The organism is Streptomyces sp. NBC_01591 (assembly GCF_035918155.1).
Taxonomy (GTDB): domain Bacteria; phylum Actinomycetota; class Actinomycetes; order Streptomycetales; family Streptomycetaceae; genus Streptomyces.
On the sequence record NZ_CP109327.1, the window covers coordinates 4,011,854 to 4,033,146 of the forward strand.

Below are 21,293 nucleotides of genomic sequence, written 5' to 3' on the forward strand. Positions count from 1 at the left end.
CGCGGAGTGGGGCGGAACAAGGGGTCCGGAACCCGGCCGGACGCCGCGTTCAGCCCATCCAGCCCCGCCCGTAGCCCATCCAGCCCCACCCGCTGACGATATATCCGCTTTCATCCTTTCATCGCGATTTCGCATGCTTTCATCTCGCCATGGAGGCGAAAATGGAGACGCGGATGGAGACGATCAAGTGATGACCGGAGACCGACAGCAGGGCACGAACGCAGGGGCGCTCACGTCACGGCGGCGCGTACTGGCCGCCGCCGCGCTCGCGCCGATACTGACCGCGGCGGGCCCCGTCGCCGCCTGTACGCTGCCCAACAGAACGACCGGGGCGGAGCACGGAAAGCGGGTCGAGCCGGTCCCGACCGAGATGGCGGACTGGGCGGACGTGGCGCAGGCGCTGGGCCGCCCCGGCAACATGCTGCGCAACACGACCTACCACACGGCCTTCCCCCGGCGGGATCTCCTGGTGGTCTCCGACGGCGTCCTCGTCACACCGGGGCTCGCACTGGGCACGCATGTGGCCTTCGTCCGCTACGCCGACGGCAGCACGATGGTCATGGGCGACGTGGTGGTCACCGAGAACGAGCTGCAGCGGGTGACCGACGCCTGGCAGGCGAACGGGATCGAGCAGACCGCGCTCCACAAGCACCTGCTCTCCCAGACCCCCGACATCTGGTGGATCCATGTCCACGGACACGGCCACGACGCGGTGGCCCTGGCCCGCGGGCTGCGCGCGGGCTTCGACCGCACCGGCACCCCGGCCCCGGAGCCGCCGCGGCCGTCGGCCCCGGTCGACCTGGACACCGCCGGGATGGAGGCGGCGCTGGGTGCCAAGGGATCCACCGAAGGCGGGCTCTACAAGATTCTCTTCGTCCGCCGCGAGACCATCACGGACGGCCATCTGGTCCTGCCTCCCGGCCTGGGCTCGACCAGCGCGTTCAACTTCCAGCCGCTGGGCGGCGGCCGGGCCGCGCTCAGCGGCGACTGCGCCATGCTCGCCGACGAGGTCCCGCACGTGCTGAAGGCACTGCGGCGCGGCGGGATCAAGCTCGTCGAGCTGCACAACCACCATCTGTCGGAGAGCCCCCGCCTGTTCTTCACCCACTTCTGGGCGGTGGGCGACGGCGTCGAGCTCGCCCGCGCGCTGCGCCCCGCGGTGGACGCCACCAACGTCGTACCGGGCGGCTGAGACCGGCCGCACCGGCTGCACCAGTCGCACAGGGCCCGGTCGCTGGACCGCGTTGCGCCGGTCCAGCGACCGGGATCGTCGAATCCGTTCTGCATATGGACCAATCGGCGCGGAGCGGCGCGTGGCCCTGCGGGCGATCGGGCACCCATGTCCCGTCCAGCCCGCACCTTCCATGAACCACCCGTCAGATCCCCGTCTGGAGCTCCGCATGGAACCAGTAGCCGGCGCACGGCACTGCCCGTTCGACTACGCCGAGGCCCTCGAATTCGACCCGGCTCTCAGGCACTTGATGACCGAAGGACCCGTCTCCCGCATCCGCCTCCCGCATGGCGACGGCGAGGCGTGGCTCGTCACCGGCTACGACGACGTGCGTACGGTGACCACCGACCGGCGCTTCAGCCGCAGCGCCATCATCGGCCGGAACTTCCCGCGCATGACCCCCGAACCGATCGTCCAGGACGAAGCGATCAACGTGATGGACCCGCCGGGCAGCAGCCGCCTGCGCAGCCTGATCTCCAAGGGCTTCGCGCCCCGCCACATGGAGCGCATGCGGGTACGCACACAGCATGTGGTCGACGAGCTGCTGGACCGCATGGAGGAGCACGGCGCCCCCGCCGACCTGTTCGAGCATCTGGCGGCCCCGCTGCCCCTGACCACCATCTGCGAGGTCCTCGACATTCCGGAGGCCGACCGCGCACAACTGCGCGCCCACGCCCGGACCATGATGGACACCACCGTCGAGAACAAGGACGCCGCGGTACGCGCCAAGGCCGATCTCCGCGGCTACTTCGAGGAGTTGACCGCCGAGCGGCGCGCGAACCCGGACGACGACCTGATCAGCGCGCTGGCCACCGCGCGCGACGGGGACGAGATCCTGAACGACCAGGAACTGACCGTCATGGCCATGGTCCTGCTGATCACCGGCCAGGACACCACCACGTACGAGATCGGAAACATCGCCTACACGCTGCTCACCAGGCCCGACGAGCTCGCCATGGTGCGTGATCGCCCCGACATGCTCCCGCAGGCCATCGAGGAGCTGCTGCGCTTCATCCCCTTCCGCAAGGGTGTCGGCATCCCCCGTGTCGCCACCGAGGACGTGGAGCTGAGCGGCGTACGGATCCGGGAAGGGGACATCGTGCACGTCTCCTATCTGACGGCCAACCGTGACGGCCGGAAGTTCGAGCGCCCCGACGAGCTGGACCTGGAGCGTCAGGGACCGTCCCACATGACCTTCGGGTGGGGCGGGCACCACTGCCTCGGCGCCCCGCTCGCGGCCACGGAGCTCGAGGTCGCCATCGGAACGCTGCTGGAGCGCTTCCCGGCCCTGAAGCTGGCGACGCCGGCCGAGGAAGTGCGGTGGAACAAGACGTCGATCTGGCGCTATCCCCTCGAACTGCCCGTCACCTGGTGATCCAGGGGTGCCCCGGCAGCGATCCGGGGCGTCGCGCGCCTACGGCGCGTGACTCACCCGCCGTGGCCGTCGGCCGACGGCGGGCCGTCATCGATGATGCGTCGGCCCGCGGCCGGCGGCAACCCGGAACGCTCCGGGGCGCCGGCCCGCCGGGCGCCCCGGTGGCTCCCCAGCGGGCAGGGGCGGCCCGGAGCGGGGCCCCTGCCCGTGCGAAATCCCCGCTGCGTGCGCTCGACGTGCGGCCCCGATCCGCCTGTCGTAGCGTGAGTCCGACGGCCACCCAAGCCGTGGCGGATCCGCTTCCGCCCACGAACGGCTTGAACTCAGTCTTCGACGGTCGGCCCGTCCGCGTCCGTTCCAGGGTTACCTGACCCGGCGCCGGAATCCACCAGTGCTCCACGTCCACGCAACGCCGCGTGCGCGGAGCCGCGGTGGCCGTCTCCGGGTCGGCGAACGCCCCGGAATCCTTCGGGCCCGGCCGTGTGGACCATGTCCGCTAGGAGGAGTTCCATGGCGGTTCTCTGCAAGCCGGCCATCGAGGTTCCCGAGTACGTCATCACCAACGAGGAAACCCTTGAGCTGGCTGAACGGTTGCACGGCGACCATCCGCAGATCGACCTGGTCCTTCGTCTGATCGAACACACCGGGGTGCAGAAACGGCATCTGATCCAGCCGATCGACAAGGTGTTGCAGCACCCGGGCTTCGACGCCCGCAGCATCACCTACGAGGAGCACACCAAGGCCCGGGTGCCGGCGGTGGTCCGCCGGGCGCTCGACCAGGCGGAACTGGAGCCGCGGCAGATCGACTTGATCGTCTACGTCTCCTGCACCGGCTTCATGATGCCGCCGCCGACCGCGTGGCTCATCGGCGAGATGGGCTTCCGGCCGGAGACCCGGCAGCTGCCGATCGCACAGCTCGGCTGCGCCGCGGGCGGTGCGGCGGTCAACCGGGCCCACGACTTCTGCACGGCGTACCCCGACGCCAATGTGCTGATCGTCGCCTGCGAGTTCTGCTCGCTGTGCTACCAGCCCACCGACCTGAGTGTGGGATCGCTGCTCTCCAACGGGCTGTTCGGCGACGGCATAGCCGCCGTAGTGCTCCGGGGCAGCGGTGGCACCGGAGTCCGCCTGGAACGCAACGGCTCGTTCGTCATCCCGGCCACCGAGGACTGGATCTCCTACGCGGTCCGGTCCACCGGGTTCCACTTCCAGCTCGACAAGCGGGTGCCCGGAACCATGGAGCCCCTCGCACCGGCCCTGGAGGCAGTCGCCGAGGAGAACCAGTGGAACGCGGGGAAGATGGACTTCTACATCATCCACGCGGGCGGCCCGCGCATCCTGGACGACCTGAGCCACTTCCTGGACGTGCCGCCCGAGGCGTTCCGCTTCAGCCGCGCCACGCTCACCGAGTACGGCAACATAGCCAGCGCCGTGGTGCTCGACGCCCTCGGCCGCATGTTCGACGAGGCATCGGCCCTCGACGGCCACCGTGGCCTGATGGCGGGCTTCGGTCCCGGCATCACCGCCGAGATCTCCCTGGGCACCTGGACATCCGAATCCGAGTCCTGACGCCCTCCGCTCCCCCGGTCCCGGAACCGTCCCACGGCACCTGCGGACCGGGGGACACGCACCGCCCGCCCACCGTCCGTTGTCAGTGCCGGGTGCCAGACTCGAAGACATGACCGAACGTTGGGCCCTGGCCATGACGGAGACCGGCGGCGCCCTCCTCGCCCCGCTGGCCCCCACCGGCCTGCCCGCCGCCCCGGTCGTGGCCGAGCCCGACCTCGTGGCGGCGGTCCGCTCCCGCCCGGACGTCACCCGCTGGGTGTGGCGGTCCACCGCCGAGATCTACCCGCAGCTGCTGGCGGCCGGCGTCCCCGTGAGCCGCTGCTACGACATCGAAGTCGCCGAATCCCTCCTCCTCGCCCATGAGGGCCGCCTCGGCGAACCCCGCTCCGCGGCCGCCGCCCACGCCCGCCTGCGCAACGCCCCCGTACCCCCCGACCCCCCGCCCCGCTCCGCGGAGCCCGGCTCGCAGTCCTCGCTCTTCGAGCCCCGGTCCGGCACGCGGCTGCCCTTCGACGACCTGCTCCAGGTGTACGCCGACCAGCTCCGCCGTCACGACGCCACCGAGCACCCGGGCAGGATGCGCCTGCTCACGGCCTCCGAGTCGGCCGGCATGCTGGTCGCCGCCGAGATGAACAGGTCCGGCCTCCCCTGGCGCGCCGACGTCCACCGCGACGTCCTGGCCGAACTGCTCGGCGAGCGTTACGCGGGCGGTGGAGAGCCCCGCAGACTGGCCGAGCTGGCCGACGAGGTGTCGGCCGCCTTCGGCAGACGGGTCCGCCCCGACCTCCCCGCCGACGTGGTGAAGGCGTTCGCGCAGGCGGGCATCAAGGTGAAGTCCACCCGCCGCTGGGAGCTGGAGGAGCTGGACCACCCGGCGGTGGAGCCCCTCATCCAGTACAAGAAGCTGTACCGGATCTGGACGGCGCACGGCTGGAGCTGGCTCCAGGACTGGGTGCGCGACGGCCGCTTCCGCCCCGAGTACCAGCCGGGCGGCACGGTCAGCGGCCGCTGGACGACCAACGGCGGAGGGGCGCTGCAGATCCCCAAGGTGATACGGCAGGCGGTCGTCGCCGACGAGGGCTGGCGCCTGGTCGTCGCGGACGCCGACCAGATGGAGCCCCGGGTGCTCGCCGCGATCTCCCGCGACCGCGGCCTGATGGAGGTGGCGGGCCAGGACGGCGACCTGTACACGGCGCTGTCGGACCGGGCGTTCCACGGCGACCGGGAGCACGCCAAGCTCGCGCTGCTGGGCGCGGTCTACGGCCAGACCTCGGGCGACGGCCTGAAGAACCTGGCCGCCCTGCGCCGCAGATTCCCGCTGGCCGTGGCCTATGTCGACGATGCCGCGAAGGCGGGCGAGGAAGGACGTCTCGTACGGACGTGGCTGGGCCGGACCAGTCCGCCCGCGGCCGGGAGCGGGGCGGACGAGGAGGCCGGCATCCCTCAGGAGAGCGCCGAACCACTCCCCGCCGACGGTGAGTTCACCCCTGGTTACGCATCGTCGAACGCCCGCGCGCGGGGCCGCTTCACCCGTAACTTCGTGGTGCAGGGCAGCGCGGCCGACTGGGCGCTGCTGCTCCTGGCCGCCCTGCGCAGCTCGCTCCGCTCCGCCGGTCTCCGGGCGGAGCTGGTCTTCTTCCAGCACGACGAGGTGATCGTGCACTGCCCGCAGGAGGAGGCCGAGGCCGTGGTGGCGGCGATCCGGGCGGCCGGTGAGCTGGCCGGGCGGACCGTCTTCGGCGAGACGCCGGTCCGTTTCCCGTTCACTACGGCGGTGGTGGAGCGTTATTCGGACGCGAAGTAGGCCCCGTGTCCGGCCCCTCGTCGAACCCGGCCAGCCCGTGGTCGTAATGCACCGGACGCAGATGCTGATGCCGGTGCCGGGCATTGAGCAGATGAATGACGAACGCTGCGATCGCGATCATCGCGAGGACGACCACGACAGTGACCAAGGTGTCCATGCGATACCGGCCCCCTTCGATGCGCAGGCCGACACGAGCGGCTCACCGGGAGCCGTACGCATCCAGGCTACTCCGATGCCCGGCACCCGGCCCCCGACAAGAACCGGGGCGAGGAAGGGGCCGGGCCGACAGCGCTTCCGGCCCGGTGCCGGCGACGAGCGCCGCCTTGAGCAGTGTCTTGCGGCTGATCCGGCGGTCGCCGCCGGGGCCTTCGGTCGGTTCTGGGGTCATGGCTGATTCCTCGGGTGGGGGAAGGGCACGTGCATGACGCAGAGCAGGGGGTGCGCGCCGCCCGGCCGGGAGGCGTGGAGTGGAGGCCGGGCGGGCGGGCGCGGTATCCGGTGGCGGCCCCGCCGCCAGGGCTTACGGAACGGCCCTCAGACGCGCTGCCAGAGAGCCGGCACGTTCGGCGGCGTCCAGCCGGGCTGCGCCTGGTGCGGCTGGAGGCATCGGTAACTGTCGGAGCCGTACGTCACGACATCGCCCGCCGCGTACGTCGTGCCCTCCGCCCAGCTGCCGCCCGGTTCGGTCGGCGGGTCGGTGGGCGGGTCGGTCGGGGTGCCATTGGTGACCAGGGTGAGCCCGTAGGCCTGGAGCGCCGGGTTCACCGGCTGGAAGTACGTCGTACCGCCCTGGGAGCAGTTGCCGGAGCCACCGGAGGTGACGCCCTGCGCCTGGCTGCCGGAGATGAACGAACCACCGGAGTCGCCGGGCTCGGCACACACATTGGTGCGGGTGACCCCGGAGACGGTGCCCTCCTGGTAGGTGACGCTGGTGTTGCGCTGCTGAACCGTCCCGCAGTGCCAGCCGGTCGTCGAGCCGGAGCGGCAGATCGACGCCCCCTCCAGCGCCTCGGTGGACCCGGTGACCGTCACATCGCCGTTGCCGTAGCCGTTCACCAGGGCACGCGGCGTCCAGTTGGTGTTGGTGGCGACCCAGGAGTAGTCGCGGCCGGGGAAGGTGGAGCCCTGGAAGGAGCCCTGGGCCTGCTGGTTGTATCCGCTGGTGCCGACCCCGGGCGTTCCGCAGTGACCGGCGCTGACGAAGCCGGACTGGCCGCTGCCGCGCTTGACGGGGAAGCCTATGGAGCAACGCCCCGAGCCGTTCATGTAGTACGCGTCACCACCCCGCAGATCAGCGAACGTACGTGGCTGTTCCGCCGTCTGCCGCACCGTCACCACATCGCGCGACACCCCCGCGGCAGCGAGGAATCCACCGGCGGCCGAGGTACGGGCGGCCTGCACGACGACCCGGTTGGTGGCCACGTCGACGTACCAGACGGGCACACCCTCGGGAGAGCCGCGCAGCGCCACCCGGTCCAACGCGGCCTTGGCGGCGTCGAGTTCGGCCTGACTGCGCTCGACGACGACGGGCCTGGCACCGGCCTCGCGGATCCGGGCGGCGTCCACGGCATCGGTGGTCGCCACGGTCAGGGCCGCGTCGTCACCGCTCACCCGGGCCCCGGCGAAGTCCGCGCCGAGGGAGCGCTTCAGCCCGGCGGCAACAACCGTCGCCCGGGTCTCGTGGCCGATCCGGCTGCGCGCCTCGGCGGCGGTCAGTCCGAGGTCGCGTCGCATGGCCTTCAGCAGACCGGGCGAGAGCTGCCCGGTCCCCGTGGCGGTGGGGGTGCGGAGCTGGGGAGCCGGATCGGCGGATGCGCTGCCGGTCAGACCGGCCAGCGCGAGCGCACCGACGGCCACGGTGGCGGTACACGCGGCCAGGGCACGTCTGCGGAGCATGGATCTCTCCACGGAACTCTCCTTGACTTCGGGGGAATTGCCGCCAAGGTAGCCGCGTACACGTCATCCCCAGGAGATCCCGTTCACCCCCTCACTTCGCGTTATGGGGCCCCTGACCAGCGACAACGGTCCCTCTGCTCCGTGGTCGGGCCGCGGACATCCACATCCGCCGCCGACCCCCGTAGGTTCGCCCCATGCGAAAACGTGAGCTACTGGGTGCCGGACGATCCGCCGATGTGTACGCACTCGACGAGAAGTGGGTCCTGCGCCGTTACCGCGACGGCATGGACGCCACTCACGAATGGATGGTCATGTCCTACCTCGGCGCGCACGGCTACCCGGTCCCCCGCCTGGGCCCCCGGGACTCGAAGACACCCCCCTGCGACCTGGTACTGCAACGCCTGACCGGCCCGACGATGCTGGAATCCCTGATGACCGGCGAGCTGTCGTCGGCCGATGCGGCAGCCATGCTGGCCGGCCTCCTCGCCGAACTCCACACCGTCCCGGCCCGGCTCTCCCCGCACCCCGAGGACCGGATCCTCCACCTCGACCTGCACCCGGACAACGTGATGCTGACGGACCGGGGCCCGGTGGTGATCGACTGGAGCAACACCAGAGAGGGCGTTCCGGCCGCGGACCGGGCCATGTCGTCCCTGATCCTGGCCCAGGCAGCGGTCGACCCCCGGCACCCCGAATCGGCAGGCGCCCGCTCGCTGCTGAACGCACTGCTGCCGCACTTCGCCGCGTCCGGCGGCATCCCCGCCCACCACCTCGCCGAGGCCGCCTCGCACCGCGCGGCCAACCCGACGATGAGCCCGCACGAGGTGGCCCTCATCGACCGGGCGACATCCCTGATCACAGAATTGACGACCTGAACCCCGGCTCCGCCGCCCGGCTCACCGCCCGGCTCACCGTCCGGCAGGCTGGGCCGGCAGCGAATAGACATGCTGCGGGGTCACGATGCGGGTGATCGCCTCGCCGAAGAGGGTGCTCGGTTCCGAACCCTGGTAGTCGGTATCCGTGTTGAGGAGCACGACCAGGGTCGCCTTCGACTCCGGCAGGTAGACGACCAGGGCTTCGTACCCCGGCAGCGAGCCGTTGTGTCCGATCCAGCCATGGGCGTTGAAGATGCCCAGGCCATAGCCGGTGTCCGGCAGATTGCTGGGCTCCGTCTTCAGCCGCTCGGCCTGTGTGGCCGGGCTGAGCAGCGTGCCGGTGGCCAGCACCCGGGCCCAGGTGCGCAGGTCGCGCTGGTCGGAGATCGCGCCCCCGGCGGCCCATGCCCAGGAAGGGTTCCAGTCCGTGGCGTCCTCGGTCCTGCCGCTCGCAGTCTGGTCGGTGTACCCATGGGCGTGCGGGGCCGGGAATACCGCCCCGCGCGGCAGGAACGTGTGATGCATGCCCGCCGGCTCGAAGACATACCGTTCGAGGTACTCCGACAGCGGCAGACCGCCCGCCTTCTCCACCACGAGCCCCAGCAGGATCGCGTTGGTGTTGCTGTACTCGAACTTCTCACCCGGTTGGAACTGCACGGGGTACTTGAAGGAGTAGGCAAGCAACTCCTGCGGGGTGAACGGCCGTTGGGGGTCGCTCGTCAACGCCTTGAAGAAGTCCGGATCCATGGAGTAGTTGAAGAGCCCGCTGCGCATCCCCGCCAGTTCGCGCAACGTGATCCGGTCCCCGTTGGGAACACCCTTCACATACTTCCCGATCGGATCGTCGAGGCCGACCTTCCCCCGGTCGACCAGGGTGAGCATCGCCGTCACCGTGAACGTCTTGGTCACGCTGCCGACCCGCATGTTGAGGTCGGTCGCCATGGGCGCGCCCGAACTCTTGTCGGCGACCCCGAAGGCCCGGACGTAACTCCCCTTGCCGGGAGCCCACAGCCCGACCGTGACCCCCGGCACCCGCGCATCGCTCTGAACCTGCCGGACCGCCCGGTCCAGCCGCTTGGCCACGGCGGGGGTGATCTGCGGGAATTCCTCGGAAGGCGATACGGACGCTGCCGACGAAGCGGGCACGGAAGGTGACGGAGCCCCCTCCGACCAGGCACTCCCCACCGGCACCGAAACAACCAGCAATCCGGCCGCCACCGCGGCTGCGGCCCCCCTGCGCAGTCGTATGTCCGAGCGCATCATGGGCCGACTCCCGTCACGAGAGAACAGAACTCCACAAGCAGCGTAGGCCCCGGCGATCGGCCGGGCGACCCGGGAAATCACTGAAGCAGTGGTGTACCGCCCGGCGTTGCGGAAGGCTTCGGCACTCGTGGACCGGACACGTGTTCTGCTCGGCGTGACGGCTGTGGCCCCGCTCTCCCTTCGTTCCAGTGTGACAAGGGCTATGCCTCGACCTCGACCTGAAATGCGCGCCCTGTTCCGCAGCCGGCAATATCTGGCCTTCTGGCTCGGACAGGTGACCAGCACCGTGGGCAACCAGTGCCGGTGTCCACCTATGGAGCGCTCGCCGTCCCCGGTACGGCCCAGCTCGCCACCCGGACACGTACCCGCGAGAGCACCGCAGTCGTCGAGACCACCGTTCGGAACTGACGCTGTGCGACCCACCACGCCTTGAACAAGGAAAAACCCCAGGTCACGGCGAGTGAGTCCTGGGGTTTCTCTGAGCCGCCTTCGGGATTCGAACCCGAGACCTACGCATTACGAGGGCCTGCGCGATCATGGCGGGTGGTTCTGGGTGGTGTTCGGCGATCTGATTTTGCCTGGTCAGCGATGTTTGACTTGACGAGCGATCCATCCTGTGGGGGCCGGTACTGCACCATCCGCTCACGCAACGCTCACGCAGCCCTGGTTGAATACCTCTGGCAGGTCGCCGAACGCCTGCGGTTTTGTTCCAGTCGTACTGCCCTCCACCGCACCATTCGATCAGCTCCGAATCGTCGATGGCCCGGTCCTCGGGGGCATGCCTGCGCGTGCCGGAAGTCCAGCACCGTACGGGCAGGCTGTAGGCGGTGCCCATGCGCTCGCCATGGATCGTCACGCGCCGTCTGGCGCGGACGGCAGCACCACTAATGGGACTGGGACTCCAGTGAGGTGAAGTAGACGGCGTCCTTGGGCACTCCGTTGTGTTCGGCGCCGTCGTCGTCCCGGTAGCGCCACTCGAAGGGCAGGCCGTAGGCGGTCTCGGAGTCCGGGCCGCTCATGAGTTGGAAATGCAGGTGGGGTTCGGAAGAGTTGCCGGAGTTGCCGCACTCGGCGAGCTGCTGACCGGCGGTGACCCGGTCGCCCACGGCCACACGGAGGGAGCCGCGCTTGAGATGCGCGAAACCCGCGTACACGCCCTCGCCCAGCTCGAGAATGATGTAGTTGCCCCAAAGGTGGCGCGGCCAGCCCAGGCTGCGTACGAATCCCTCCAGGTAGAGATAGACGAAGCCAGGCAGTGAAGTGCGGGAGAAGTGATCGCGCTGACCGTCGGTGATCGCTACGACCACGCCGTCGCCAGGAGCCAGAACAGGACTACCGAAAGCGGGGTATTGGTGCGGACGGCTGCCGAGCGGCCAGAGCCAGCGGAATGCGGGCGTGGGCTCTTCGGACGGGTGGTATGTCAGGTCGATGGCGTACGTCTGCGCATGGCTGTGCGTGTGGCTGGGGACCTTCGTGCCAGGGCCGTTGATGGCCCGCCATCGTCCGGTGACGGGCACATCGACCAGGATCGGCGTCTGTCCTTGCGGCGGATGCTGATTGCGCCACAGGACCCAGCGCAACAACCCGCCGAGCAGCAGAAGGATGACCCCGGAGTACCACAGCGGCCCCAGCCCCTGGCTGTTCACCAGGATGCAGAGTGCCCCGACAGCGATGAACAGGCCGTGGCGTTTCCAAAGGGACGTCAGCAAGAGTGCACCTCGTTCATTAGGGGTTCGATTGTGTTGCTTGAATGAGCCCCGGAGCTCCTGAGGTTGCGCAGGTCACCTGCTGTACCGCTGATCGCGCGGACGCCGTGCCAGGGAAGCCCGAAACGATGGGTGGCCTCCCCCGCCAATCCTCGTTGAGGGCATGAAGGCAGTCGTGCCAGCCATGGTCCGATCCTTCCCTGCCTCGGGTGCAGCGATGCCGACTTCGCCGACAACCTGCGGCGGGAAGGGGACGTCAGGTCTGGTTGATGGGCCACCAGGTGACGTTCTGCCACGAGGCGCAGTCGTTCGTGTTTTCTCTGCCCTTGCAGACTGTGACGTATCCGGTGGTAGTGGGCTGATAAGCCTGGCGCACAGCGACGTCGACGGTTCCGGGACCGCATATCTGGGCCTGCTTGCGGGCAGGTCCTGGAGCGAGGTCGAACACGAACCTCGTCCACAGCGAGTAGCAGTTGTCGCAGGCGTTGGACAATGTTCCGCTGAGTACCAAGTCGCGCGTGATGCCGGAGCTCCCCTGCTCGGTCCATCGCTGTCATGCCGCGGCGGCCGTTTCGAACTCCGTCGCCCACTCGACGGTGCTGGCCGACGTGTTTTCGCTCGCGGAGGCCGGCGCCGCGATGGCCAGCACCAGGCCGGTGACGGCCACTGCGGGGGCTACACAGACGCGTGTACGCATCAGAAAAACTCCTGATTCTCTTTCGGGGACAGGTCGGGCGATGTCCTTACGCCGTGGTGGCGTCGGAGCGCAGAGAGCGCGGCGAAGTAACCACACATGCCGTGGACGGACGGGCCTGGCGGGGTTGAGGCCGAGCACAGGTACACGCCCGGCAGGGGAGTGGTGTACGGATCCCGGCGCAGTGCCGGGCGCGCCAGGGTCTGGCGCAGGGTCAGAGCACCGGAGGCGATGTCCCCGCCGACGTAATTGGGGTTATACGTCGCGTACTGGGCTGCCGACAGGCCGCGAGAGGCGGTGATCGTGTCCGTGAACCCGGGGGCGTATTCCTCGATGCGTGCACGGATCATCTGGACCGGATCGCGCGTGTCTCCGTTGGGCACATGCGCGTACGCCCACACCGGGCGTTTGCTTCCGGAGGCCCGGGTCGGGTCGGTGACGGCCGGGTCGACGACCAGCATGAAGGGGGCAGGGATCTGCTGACCTGCGACGGTGGCGTTCCCCTGTCGGACGATGTCGGCGTGTGTGCCACCGAGGTGCACTGTGCCGGCCTGTCGCAAGAGGGGGTTGATCCACGGGATGGGGTCGCTGACAAGGAAGTCGGCCTTGGCCGCGCCCGGGCCGTAGCGGTAGCGGCGCAGAGCTCGGCGATACGCGGTGGGGAGTCGGTCGCCGGCGATGGCGAGGAACTCCTTGGGACTCACGTCCAGCAGGACGAGGGGTACATTGCCAAGCTCCGCCAGATCCTTGACACGGTGGCCGGTGTGAATGATGCCACCGTGGGCGGTTACGTCGGCGACGAGCGCGTCGGCGATGCGGGTGCTTCCGCCTTCCGGCAGTGGCCAGCCACTGGCGTGGGCGGTGTGGGCCAGTAGCAGGGCTACCGCCGCTGACGCCAGCGAAGGCAGTCTTCCGACGGCATGGGCGGCCACGCCCGTCAGCAGGGCTCTGGCCTCCAAGGTCGTGAACGGTGTGCGATTCGTGGTGTGCGCCAGGACCCGGGGCACCAGGAACGCAGGGGTGAGGAGGTCGCGTGGCAAGGAGCGCAGATCTGAGAGGAACAGGTCGACCACAGCGGTGGACCGTTGTGCAAGGGGGCCCAGCAAACGTGTCCAGCGCCGCCCGTCGGGACCTAGGTGCTCGGCGGTGCGGGCGATGCTCCGCCAGGCTGCCGCCGCGTGGCCGCCAGGCAGGGCGTGGGCGTAGGGGAGATCGGGCTGGAGCAGACGGACGCCGCGAGACGGCAGGTCGAATGCCCGGAAGAACGCGGAGGCTGCGGCCATCGGGTGGACTGCCGGGCAGATGTCGTGGACGACGGTGCTGTCGAACAGCGGCATCGAGCGCAGACCACCGCCAGGGGTGTCGGCCTGTTCGTGCAGAGTCACTTTGAGCCCGGCCCTGGCGAGGGTCACTGCGGCGGCGAGTCCATTGGGACCCGTGCCCACGATCGCCGCGTCGGTCACCGCGCACCTCCTCCGACGGGAGTCATCTGCCTGCTGGCGAGGCGTTTGTACGTCGTGTCGCCCTCCATCAACTCGGCGTGCGTACCAGTGGCACGCAGCTTTCCGTCCTCGATCACGAGGATGCGATCGGCGCCAATGGTGGTGGAGAGACGGTGCGCAATCGTGAGGACGAGGCACCGCGCACCGATGGCCGAGATTGCCGCACGCAGCGCTGTCTCGGAGTCGGAGTCGAGGTGCGAGGTGGCTTCGTCCAGCAGCAGTACGTCCGGGCGGGTGAGCAGGGCGCGGGCTATAGCGAGGCGCTGTCGCTGCCCGCCGGACAGGCCGATGCCGCCCTCTCCAAGGTGGGTGTCCAGGCCGTCCGGCAGAGCGCAGACGACGTCAGCGAGGTGAGCCGCGGACAGGGCTTCGTCGATGTCCGCAGCAGTGGCATCAGGGCGGGCGTAGGTGAGGTTCTCCCTGACAGTTCCGCGCATCAGGGGAGCGTCCTGCTCGACGAGACCGATTCGGGACCGTAGTTCGTCCAGGCGCATGGTGCCTATGTCCGTGCCGGCCATGCAGACCGATCCTGCATCGGGCACCTGGAAGCGTTCAATGAGCTGGAAAAGGGTAGTCTTGCCCGCCCCGGAAGGACCCACGATCGCGGTCACGCCAGTGGTCGGCAGCGAGAACGACACTCCACTCAGGGCAGGCGCGGCGGTGTCGCTGTAGGAGAACGTGACGTCTTTGAACTCGACGGCAGGCGTCCCCGCAACGGGTGTTGAGGCCGGAGCCCCTTCGGTGGGCTCGGCCTCGATGCGGGCCAGGTCGTTTACTCGATCGATGGCGGCCCGGCCCTGCTGGATCTCCCCGAGCGACATGAACAGCATCACCAGCGGGGACACCAGGTAGAAGAGGTACATGATGAACGCGGTGAGGTCTTCGATGGGCAGAGCGCCCGTGGCGGTACGGGACATACCCCAGGCGATGACCACGGCAAGGGACACCTGGGTGCCGACGTTCATCGCGGGCATCAGCATCGCCGACAGGCGGGTGACGTGGATACCACTCGCCCGCGCGGCGTCGGCCAGTTCTCCGATGTGTTCGGCTTCGCGTTCCTCGGCGCGGGAGGCTTTCACTGTGGTGAGGGCACCAAGAACACGCAGGAGTGCCGAGCCGTAGTTGCTGGTGTCCTCGCGGTTTGTCACCGCGGCCTTGCGCACGGCTCGCGCCAGACCGAGCCCGATCACCGAGGCCGCTCCGAGGCACCCTGCTGTGGCCAAGAGCATCCGCCAATCGAGCCAGACCATGACGCCGACGCAGCCCGCGACCGTGAATCCGGAGGTGATCATCTGAGATACGGAAGAGGACAGCGCGACGCGTGCCAACGAGGTGTCGGCGACGGTACGGGTGAAGACGTCACCGTGTTCGAGCCGGTTGAACGCCCGGATGCGGGAGTGCAGGAGGCGCGCGGTGAGGGTGGCCCGCATGTCAAAGACGATGTTCTCGCCGCCTCGCCCGATGAGATAAAAGTGGGTGGCGGCAAGCAGCGCGTCTGCGACGAAGAGTCCCGCAAGGAGCAGGATCGGCCGCAAGGTTGGCTCTTCCACGGCTACCGCTTCGATCAGGTCGCCGATGAGCAAGGGCTGCAGAAGCGTTGCAGCAGTTCCCACCAGGCCCAGCAGGATGCCCGCGCCGAGCAGCAGCCGATGGCGGCAGACGACGGCAGATACATTCACTGCCTGCTCCTGCCCAAGGCAATCGCGGCAATCGCGGCAATGCTGCCGCCGAAGATGAGGCTCTTGGCCCAACTGGCCCTGGTGATTTCGCCGCTTTCGCGAAAGACGGTCAGCATGACCGGCACGGCGACGATGAAGGCGACGACGAACGCCACCACTCGATTGGTTGTCACCATGATTTCCTTCCCTGTTCGTGGCACGGAGACAGGCGGTTCAGCTCCGGCTCATACGCCCTTCCGATAAGTGGTGAGGAACATCGGGTACTGGGACGTGTACGGAGACAACTGCCAGTCGGCGTACCGGGCTTCGGGAGTGAGCCCGGCCTCGACGGCGTAGGTGTCGACCTCGTCCGGGGTGGTCAGACGGGCGAGTTCACTCCCCACGCGGGTGGTTCCGTCGGATTCGTACCAGACGTGGGAGCACTGCCAGAGATCAGATCCAGGGGGAAGGGTCGAGTGCGTCTGCAGCCCCGTGCCAGGTTCTGGATACGGGACGAACAGGGTTGTTCGCGCAAGGCCCTCGTGCATTGCCTCGACGGCTGGCCGGTTGCCGCTCTCGATCACCAGGCGGCCCCCGGGTGACAGGAGCCCGGCCGCCCGCTGTACGGCCTTCTGCTGGTCCTCTGGGGTCAGGAGCATGGACAGGACGCCACAGACCGCGTACACGAGAGCGTAAGCGCGGTCGTCGCTGTACGAGCGAATGTCTGCGTGTACACCTGTGACGTCCGAGCTTCCGGGAGCGTCGGCCAGCAGCGCCAGCATCTCCGGTGAAGAGTCGACGCCAATGATGTGGCCGACCTTCTGGGAGAGCGGGATGGCGATGCGGCCGGTGCCCACGCCGAACTCCAGGGTGCCCTTCTCAGGGTCGGGATGAAGGCGGACGAGCGTCTCCGCGGTGGTGACGGCGTTGGCGTCCTTGGGGAAAAGGCGGTCATACCAGCTGGCGAACTGCTTGCCGTAGCCGATGTCGTCTACGTGACCGTTCATCTACGTGTCTGTTCCTTACCGAGCTCCGGGCTGCGGCCACACCGAGTCAGGGTGGCCTTGGTATGCGGCGCCCCGCGCGGTGGCAGGGCGCCGCGTCACACCGTTGTGGTCGTGCAAGCCCTGTCGCCTATGCGACGACCAGGTGTTGCGGTGTCGGCGTCTTCATCTGCGTGTACGGCGAGACGAAGAGGGTCTCCGGCTGTTCGCTGCGGTCGTGCCCCGCGGCGCGGACGACCGCGAACTGGAATCCCCTCACTGTCTCCTCGCCCTGTTCCTCACGGACGGTTCGCCGGATGAACTCGAGCAGCAGCTGATAGGAGGACAGCTTCTGGGCCTGGCGGACTCCACCTTTCTGCGCCTCCTGCAGGATGGCGGTGCAGATGTCGAAGACCGCCTTCTCCGGACGGCGGGAGGCGAACCAGAACGCCTGATACAGCTTTCGGGACGCGATCATCTCGATCTCGCGCCACTCGCTGGTCTCGCCGTCCAGATCAAGGGTGCGGTAGGTGTAGTGGAAGTCGTGGACCGCCGGGTTCGGGGCGAAGAACTTCCAGTTCGGCACCATGGAGAAGAGATCCTTGATGCGAGCACGGTCAAAGACGAGATGAGGATGCTGCGCGGCCAGTGTCGTCACCAGCATGCCCGCTCCCACCCATCTCGCGAGGGAGCCCGGCCCTGTGAACGCCTCCTTCAAGAGCGCAGCAGGCTTCATCGTTCAGCACCTCCCTCGTGAGCGGCGACCGCATCGGCCTCGTCGCGCCGGCGCTCTGCGGCCAGGAACTCGGCCATGAGCCGGGCCGCCTGGTGGGCGTAGCGCGCCTCGGTCAGCATGGAGTCGTGATCGGCTCCCTCGATGACTTCGACCGCGCCCCGCTCGCCCTGGCCCTGATGGACCCGAGCCAGCTCGTTGTAGAGCAGGAACTGCTCCGGATCCTGGTCCACGGTCTGTTGCGCGGCGATGATCAAAGCAGGTGTGGTAAGCGGATCGATGGCCCCCGTGAACTCGGTGAACTCTTTCTCGACGGCCAGCCATTCCCGCTTGCCCGCTGTCCACAGCCGGGCATCGGTGTACTGCGCGAACACCTTCTCGCGGTACGCCGGGGGCAATCTGTCGACCCAACCTGGCCGACTCATCAGCACCCCCGTGCCGAACCGAACGTAGCGGGCCACGTGAGTCAGCGTGACTCGAAGGTCCTTCGCTCCAGCACGCTGCCGATCCGAACGTTGGAGTTCCGCAGGGTGCGACGGATCGAGATAGACGAGGCCGACTAGTCGATCCGGCATGCGCTCAGCGACTCGCCGGATCAGCTCGCCGCCCAGGGAGTGCCCGACCAGCACCACCTTGCGATTCTCCGGTACGACCGCGCGTACCAGGTCTTCCAAGTCATCAACCGACTCCGCCAGTTCGTAGGTTGCCTTGGTGCGGCGGCGGCTCCCTGCATAACCCGCCCGTGCGTAGGACACCACGGCATGATCCGAGCCGTGCGCGAACCATTCAGTGATCCACGCGAAGTGCTCCGATGTCGAGGCCAGTCCCGCGCAGAACACCAGGACCGGAGCGTCCGACTCCGGGCCCCCTGTCTCGTACATCAGCTCATTGCCGTGCCGGGTCACGACCTTCCGGGAGGTCGGCCAGCCTTCGAGAACCACAGCCCTGCGCTGAGCCGCGACCACGACACTGGCAGCGACTCCCCCAGCCAGCAGCAGGGCTGCCGCCTTGGCCGCCCGGTCGTCGCGCCCTGTGACAGCAACGTAGGTCTTGGGTGCCGTGGTGTATGCGACCATCGGATGCATCGCGGGGAATGCCGTCATGAACCGCCCGAGCCCCATGATGAAGCCGTTGGCCACGTGAAAACTGCCGGCAGCAGCCAGAAACGGACGTGTGAATCGGCCGCCGGCGACATAGACGAGCGGAAAGAAGCACTCCATTGCCAAGGTCGTGTGCTGAACGAAATTGGACGTCTTCGGATAGCGCTGCGTCAGGCGGTAAACCGGTTCAGAACCGTAGGTACGCGTCCGCATCACTCCCGGAAGGGCTGTTCCATCCCGCCATTTGTCGCCCACCAGCTTGACCCAGCCGGAGATGGCATAGGACATGCTCGCCTGCATTCCGATGTACCACAGAAGCGCGTCCTGAGTTTCCTGCTTCTTTGCCAACCGCGCCACACCGGTCACGCTCTGAACCAAGTTTGCCACCTGGTCCGATCCGTCAGTTCCGAAACGGTGGCGAGCTTGCATCAGGCAATTGGTGCCACTGAGGAAAAGGCTCCCAGCGCCGCGCCATCGCGAATTCCCAGGCAATAACATGCCGAAACTGACTGCCGCCCGAGTCGCATGCAGCGCCAGCGTCACCTTCTTTCCGCTCACCACGTCCGCGACCTTGCGGAGGGCTACGTTCTTGGCCTCCGGGGTCCTCTTCATGATCTCCCAGTCATTCAGCCCACCGGGTTCCATGTGTCTGTGCTGGTGCAGGTACTCGAGAGAAGAGGACAAAGTCGTGAGTGCCGCCAACCTCTCCGATACCCCTAACGCCCCGTCTCGGGAAATCGGCACGGGGCCGAAAACTGCCGAGCTGATCTTTTTCAGGTACCTCAAGATTCCTCCTGACTCGTCAGCGGGTCGGCTAACATGGGAAAGCTGTCGGGCCGCGATTGGAGCGCGGCCCGACAGCTTCGTCACACCCACGGGATGTCACTCCACAGGTGCCGTTACAGGCCCGCGCTCAGAGCGCAGGCATCGGGGTGGGACTCAGCCGGCCGCGCGCCCGGCCTCGTAGGCACCGACTACCGCAGCACCCGCGGCCAGGCCGCCGGCCGCGTAGGGGCACAGCGCTACGACGCTCGGGGTGAAGGCCACCGGCATCATCCGCACGACCTTGTCGCCTTGCGCCTCGGACAGGGTGGGCGACGCAGACTTGCGCGCGCTCTCTGTGATCAGGTTCATCGAGATCTCCCCGCCTCAGCCGAATATGCGCCCGGTGACGTACGCACCGACGGGGATAGTGAACGCCACCGCCGCCGCCGCAATCTTGGCGCCGGCCGGAACGGCGACGACAGCCGCAGGGGTGGCCATGATCGGCGTGCCGTCGGCCTTGACCATACCCTCCTCGAGAGGGGACATCTCCTGTCTATTCATGAATGCTGCTACCTCACCCATGACATTCTCCCTTCTAATTCAATCAATGGTCGGATCTTTCGCAACGAAAAACAGATCCCTCGGCGATACGGTTGCCGAAATATTCGGAGGGTGAGTGCCACACAAAAGACTCGGATGAGTATTTGCATGCACGCCAGCTGAAAATGCAATGCGGACAGCCGCGCAAAATCTCCGATGGAACAGGAGAATTGCCGGATGTAGCCCCGTATCATTACGTCACTGCTTCAGCGTGGTGATCATTATTGCTCCCCGTTGCGCCACCAACTATAGGAACCCTTTACCTGCCGGGATCAAGCAGAACGCGAGTGACGTACATCACATGACATGTGTGGAACTTTGGAGTATTGCACTCCGGTTCAGGTGTGAGAAGTTTTGCATGGCTGGAAATTTCCGCAGCGGGCCGAACCCCTCCAGTGTGCTTGATCAGGGAACTCTGCCGATGGTGAACCGAGAAGCGCCCCGCTCATGACTGGCTGAAACCTGCGCCATTACAGAACAGCCCGAAGCTGCCGCCCGAGCGTGCCGCCGCATGACCACGAGCCACATTGGCGAGAATTGATCAACCACAAAGAGAGTGGATGGAGCCCGAAATCAAGCGCAAGGTGAAGGAGTTGGAGCGCCAGCGCGACCAGGGGCGCGCCCGCTGCGGGCCGGAAGCCGACCGTAGCGAAGTGGATGGAGACTTACCTCACTGACATCGCGAGCCTGAAGCTCAAGTCGCGGTCCCTGGACGACTACTGGTCCAAGACCCGCAACGACATCATCCCGGGGGTCGGTCAACACCGGATCGACAAGCTGCAACCCGAGCACCTGGAACGGATGTACCGGGCGCTGCTCGATGCCGGGCACGCGCCTTCCCACGCGGTGAAGGTGCACCGCATCCTGTCCCGCGTGCTGAAGATTGCCCACCGGCGCCGCATCATCGGGGAAAGCGTCGCCACGCTCGTGGACCCTCCGAGCGTCGACGAGACGGAGGCCAACCCCTTCACCAAGGACGAGGCCAAGGCGTTCCTCTCGGCGGCCTCGAAGCGGCCCACCTTCATGCGGTGGATCGTGGGCGTCGGTATGGGGTTCCGGCAGGGTGAGACGCTCGGCCTGCGCTGGCCATACGTGGACCTGGAGGCAGAGCTGTTCCGCCCCGAGTGGCAGCTTCAGCGGCTCACATGGCGCCATGGATGCGGTGCCCCGCACGCCTGCGGGGCGCGCCTCCACCGATTTGAGCTCTGCCCGCCGGACTGCGCCACCCACAGGGGTTACAAGCGCGGTTGCCCAAACCCTTGCCCCAAGGCATGTACAAGGCACGCGAGCGCCTGCCCTCAGCGCAAGGAGGGTGGCCTCGTCTTCACCCGGCCCAAGACCAAGAAGAGCCGGAACGCCGTCCCGATCCCGCCTGTCTTCGTCCCGTTCCTCCGTGACCGCAGCTGCGCAGGAGGAAATGCGTGGCGGAGCCGGTTCCGAGCCCCGCTGGGACCAGGACTGAGACCACCGGCAGTCAGACGGCCCGCGCCAAGCGCCGCCGTCGTATCCAGTAAAAGCAAAAGCCCCAGGTCACGGCGA

Annotated in this window: 19 protein-coding genes; 5 read left to right on the forward strand and 14 right to left on the reverse strand. The window is 67.9% G+C overall.

What is annotated here, in order from left to right:
- The first annotated feature begins 190 nt into the window (after positions 1 to 190).
- From OG978_RS18595 to OG978_RS18610, 4 genes are all read left to right on the forward strand, one after another.
- Positions 191 to 1,192 carry a DUF1259 domain-containing protein gene (locus tag OG978_RS18595; protein ID WP_326766315.1) on the forward strand — a complete coding sequence of 334 codons (1,002 nt, stop codon included), beginning with the start codon at positions 191 to 193 and terminating at the stop codon, positions 1,190 to 1,192.
- A gap of 208 nt (positions 1,193 to 1,400) precedes the next feature.
- On the forward strand, positions 1,401 to 2,606 hold the full coding sequence (locus OG978_RS18600; protein WP_326766316.1) for a cytochrome P450: 1,206 nt from the start codon (positions 1,401 to 1,403) through the stop codon (positions 2,604 to 2,606).
- 510 nt (positions 2,607 to 3,116) lie between these two features.
- The gene (locus tag OG978_RS18605; protein ID WP_326766317.1) at positions 3,117 to 4,175 is read left to right on the forward strand and encodes a type III polyketide synthase; all 1,059 of its coding nucleotides are present in this window, start codon (positions 3,117 to 3,119) and stop codon (positions 4,173 to 4,175) included.
- Between the two features lie 109 nt (positions 4,176 to 4,284).
- Positions 4,285 to 5,979, forward strand: a complete 1,695-nt coding sequence (locus OG978_RS18610) for a bifunctional 3'-5' exonuclease/DNA polymerase (protein ID WP_326766318.1) — start codon at positions 4,285 to 4,287, stop codon at positions 5,977 to 5,979.
- On the opposite strand, the gene OG978_RS18615 is transcribed toward OG978_RS18610, so the two are convergent.
- The 3 genes from OG978_RS18615 to OG978_RS18625 all read right to left on the reverse strand — a co-directional run bounded on the left by OG978_RS18615 (position 5,942) and on the right by OG978_RS18625 (position 7,887).
- Positions 5,942 to 6,136, reverse strand: coding sequence for a hypothetical protein (locus tag OG978_RS18615; RefSeq protein WP_326766319.1), 195 nt, complete (start codon positions 6,134 to 6,136; stop codon positions 5,942 to 5,944). The two genes, OG978_RS18610 and OG978_RS18615, sit on opposite strands and share 38 nt — an antisense overlap.
- Before the next feature lie 42 nt (positions 6,137 to 6,178).
- On the reverse strand, positions 6,179 to 6,367 hold the full coding sequence (locus OG978_RS18620) for a hypothetical protein (RefSeq protein WP_326766320.1): 189 nt from the start codon (positions 6,365 to 6,367) through the stop codon (positions 6,179 to 6,181).
- A gap of 146 nt (positions 6,368 to 6,513) precedes the next feature.
- Positions 6,514 to 7,887 carry an alpha-lytic protease prodomain-containing protein gene (locus OG978_RS18625; RefSeq protein WP_442817709.1) on the reverse strand — a complete coding sequence of 458 codons (1,374 nt, stop codon included), beginning with the start codon at positions 7,885 to 7,887 and terminating at the stop codon, positions 6,514 to 6,516.
- Positions 7,888 to 8,069: 182 nt separating this feature from the next.
- Here OG978_RS18625 and OG978_RS18630 point away from each other — a divergent pair, with 182 nt between their 5' ends.
- Positions 8,070 to 8,750 carry a phosphotransferase gene (locus OG978_RS18630; protein WP_326766321.1) on the forward strand — a complete coding sequence of 227 codons (681 nt, stop codon included), beginning with the start codon at positions 8,070 to 8,072 and terminating at the stop codon, positions 8,748 to 8,750.
- Positions 8,751 to 8,783: 33 nt separating this feature from the next.
- On the opposite strand, the gene OG978_RS18635 is transcribed toward OG978_RS18630, so the two are convergent.
- The 11 genes from OG978_RS18635 to OG978_RS18685 all read right to left on the reverse strand — a co-directional run bounded on the left by OG978_RS18635 (position 8,784) and on the right by OG978_RS18685 (position 19,736).
- On the reverse strand, positions 8,784 to 10,013 hold the full coding sequence (locus tag OG978_RS18635; RefSeq protein ID WP_326766322.1) for a serine hydrolase domain-containing protein: 1,230 nt from the start codon (positions 10,011 to 10,013) through the stop codon (positions 8,784 to 8,786).
- 884 nt (positions 10,014 to 10,897) lie between these two features.
- Complete coding sequence (locus OG978_RS18640; RefSeq protein ID WP_326766323.1) at positions 10,898 to 11,722, reverse strand: M23 family metallopeptidase; 825 nt, start codon at positions 11,720 to 11,722, stop codon at positions 10,898 to 10,900.
- Positions 11,723 to 12,272: 550 nt separating this feature from the next.
- A complete protein-coding gene (locus OG978_RS18645) occupies positions 12,273 to 12,416 on the reverse strand; it encodes a hypothetical protein (protein WP_326766324.1) in 144 nt (47 codons plus the stop codon).
- Complete coding sequence (locus tag OG978_RS18650; RefSeq protein WP_326766325.1) at positions 12,416 to 13,876, reverse strand: phytoene desaturase family protein; 1,461 nt, start codon at positions 13,874 to 13,876, stop codon at positions 12,416 to 12,418. Before OG978_RS18650 ends, OG978_RS18645 begins: the two co-directional genes overlap by 1 nt.
- A complete protein-coding gene (locus OG978_RS18655; protein WP_326766326.1) occupies positions 13,873 to 15,666 on the reverse strand; it encodes an ABC transporter ATP-binding protein in 1,794 nt (597 codons plus the stop codon). Before OG978_RS18655 ends, OG978_RS18650 begins: the two co-directional genes overlap by 4 nt.
- Complete coding sequence (locus tag OG978_RS18660) at positions 15,591 to 15,770, reverse strand: hypothetical protein (RefSeq protein WP_326766327.1); 180 nt, start codon at positions 15,768 to 15,770, stop codon at positions 15,591 to 15,593. The genes OG978_RS18655 and OG978_RS18660 overlap by 76 nt, the downstream gene beginning before the upstream one ends.
- A 48-nt stretch (positions 15,771 to 15,818) precedes the next feature.
- Positions 15,819 to 16,580, reverse strand: coding sequence for a class I SAM-dependent DNA methyltransferase (locus OG978_RS18665; RefSeq protein ID WP_326766328.1), 762 nt, complete (start codon positions 16,578 to 16,580; stop codon positions 15,819 to 15,821).
- A gap of 127 nt (positions 16,581 to 16,707) precedes the next feature.
- A complete protein-coding gene (locus tag OG978_RS18670; protein ID WP_326766329.1) occupies positions 16,708 to 17,292 on the reverse strand; it encodes a hypothetical protein in 585 nt (194 codons plus the stop codon).
- Complete coding sequence (locus OG978_RS18675; RefSeq protein ID WP_326766330.1) at positions 17,289 to 19,175, reverse strand: alpha/beta fold hydrolase; 1,887 nt, start codon at positions 19,173 to 19,175, stop codon at positions 17,289 to 17,291. Before OG978_RS18675 ends, OG978_RS18670 begins: the two co-directional genes overlap by 4 nt.
- A gap of 153 nt (positions 19,176 to 19,328) precedes the next feature.
- A complete protein-coding gene (locus OG978_RS18680) occupies positions 19,329 to 19,523 on the reverse strand; it encodes a hypothetical protein (protein ID WP_326766331.1) in 195 nt (64 codons plus the stop codon).
- A gap of 15 nt (positions 19,524 to 19,538) precedes the next feature.
- Positions 19,539 to 19,736 (reverse strand): hypothetical protein, encoded by a 198-nt coding sequence (locus OG978_RS18685; protein WP_326766332.1) that lies wholly within the window; start codon positions 19,734 to 19,736, stop codon positions 19,539 to 19,541.
- Positions 19,737 to 21,293: the final 1,557 nt, after the last annotated feature.

What these genes read in the sequence shown, in the direction of transcription:
- OG978_RS18595 (WP_326766315.1), top strand. Translation starts at nt 191, where the DNA reads ATGACCGGAGACCGACAGCAGGGCACGAACGCAGGGGCGCTCACGTCA.
- OG978_RS18600 (WP_326766316.1), top strand. Translation starts at nt 1,401, where the DNA reads ATGGAACCAGTAGCCGGCGCACGGCACTGCCCGTTCGACTACGCCGAG.
- OG978_RS18605 (WP_326766317.1), top strand. Translation starts at nt 3,117, where the DNA reads ATGGCGGTTCTCTGCAAGCCGGCCATCGAGGTTCCCGAGTACGTCATC.
- OG978_RS18610 (WP_326766318.1), top strand. Translation starts at nt 4,285, where the DNA reads ATGACCGAACGTTGGGCCCTGGCCATGACGGAGACCGGCGGCGCCCTC.
- OG978_RS18615 (WP_326766319.1), bottom strand. Translation starts at nt 6,136, where the DNA reads ATGGACACCTTGGTCACTGTCGTGGTCGTCCTCGCGATGATCGCGATC.
- OG978_RS18620 (WP_326766320.1), bottom strand. Translation starts at nt 6,367, where the DNA reads ATGACCCCAGAACCGACCGAAGGCCCCGGCGGCGACCGCCGGATCAGC.
- OG978_RS18630 (WP_326766321.1), top strand. Translation starts at nt 8,070, where the DNA reads ATGCGAAAACGTGAGCTACTGGGTGCCGGACGATCCGCCGATGTGTAC.
- OG978_RS18635 (WP_326766322.1), bottom strand. Translation starts at nt 10,013, where the DNA reads ATGATGCGCTCGGACATACGACTGCGCAGGGGGGCCGCAGCCGCGGTG.
- OG978_RS18645 (WP_326766324.1), bottom strand. Translation starts at nt 12,416, where the DNA reads ATGCGTACACGCGTCTGTGTAGCCCCCGCAGTGGCCGTCACCGGCCTG.
- OG978_RS18660 (WP_326766327.1), bottom strand. Translation starts at nt 15,770, where the DNA reads ATGGTGACAACCAATCGAGTGGTGGCGTTCGTCGTCGCCTTCATCGTC.
- OG978_RS18665 (WP_326766328.1), bottom strand. Translation starts at nt 16,580, where the DNA reads ATGAACGGTCACGTAGACGACATCGGCTACGGCAAGCAGTTCGCCAGC.
- OG978_RS18670 (WP_326766329.1), bottom strand. Translation starts at nt 17,292, where the DNA reads ATGAAGCCTGCTGCGCTCTTGAAGGAGGCGTTCACAGGGCCGGGCTCC.
- OG978_RS18680 (WP_326766331.1), bottom strand. Translation starts at nt 19,523, where the DNA reads ATGAACCTGATCACAGAGAGCGCGCGCAAGTCTGCGTCGCCCACCCTG.
- OG978_RS18685 (WP_326766332.1), bottom strand. Translation starts at nt 19,736, where the DNA reads ATGGGTGAGGTAGCAGCATTCATGAATAGACAGGAGATGTCCCCTCTC.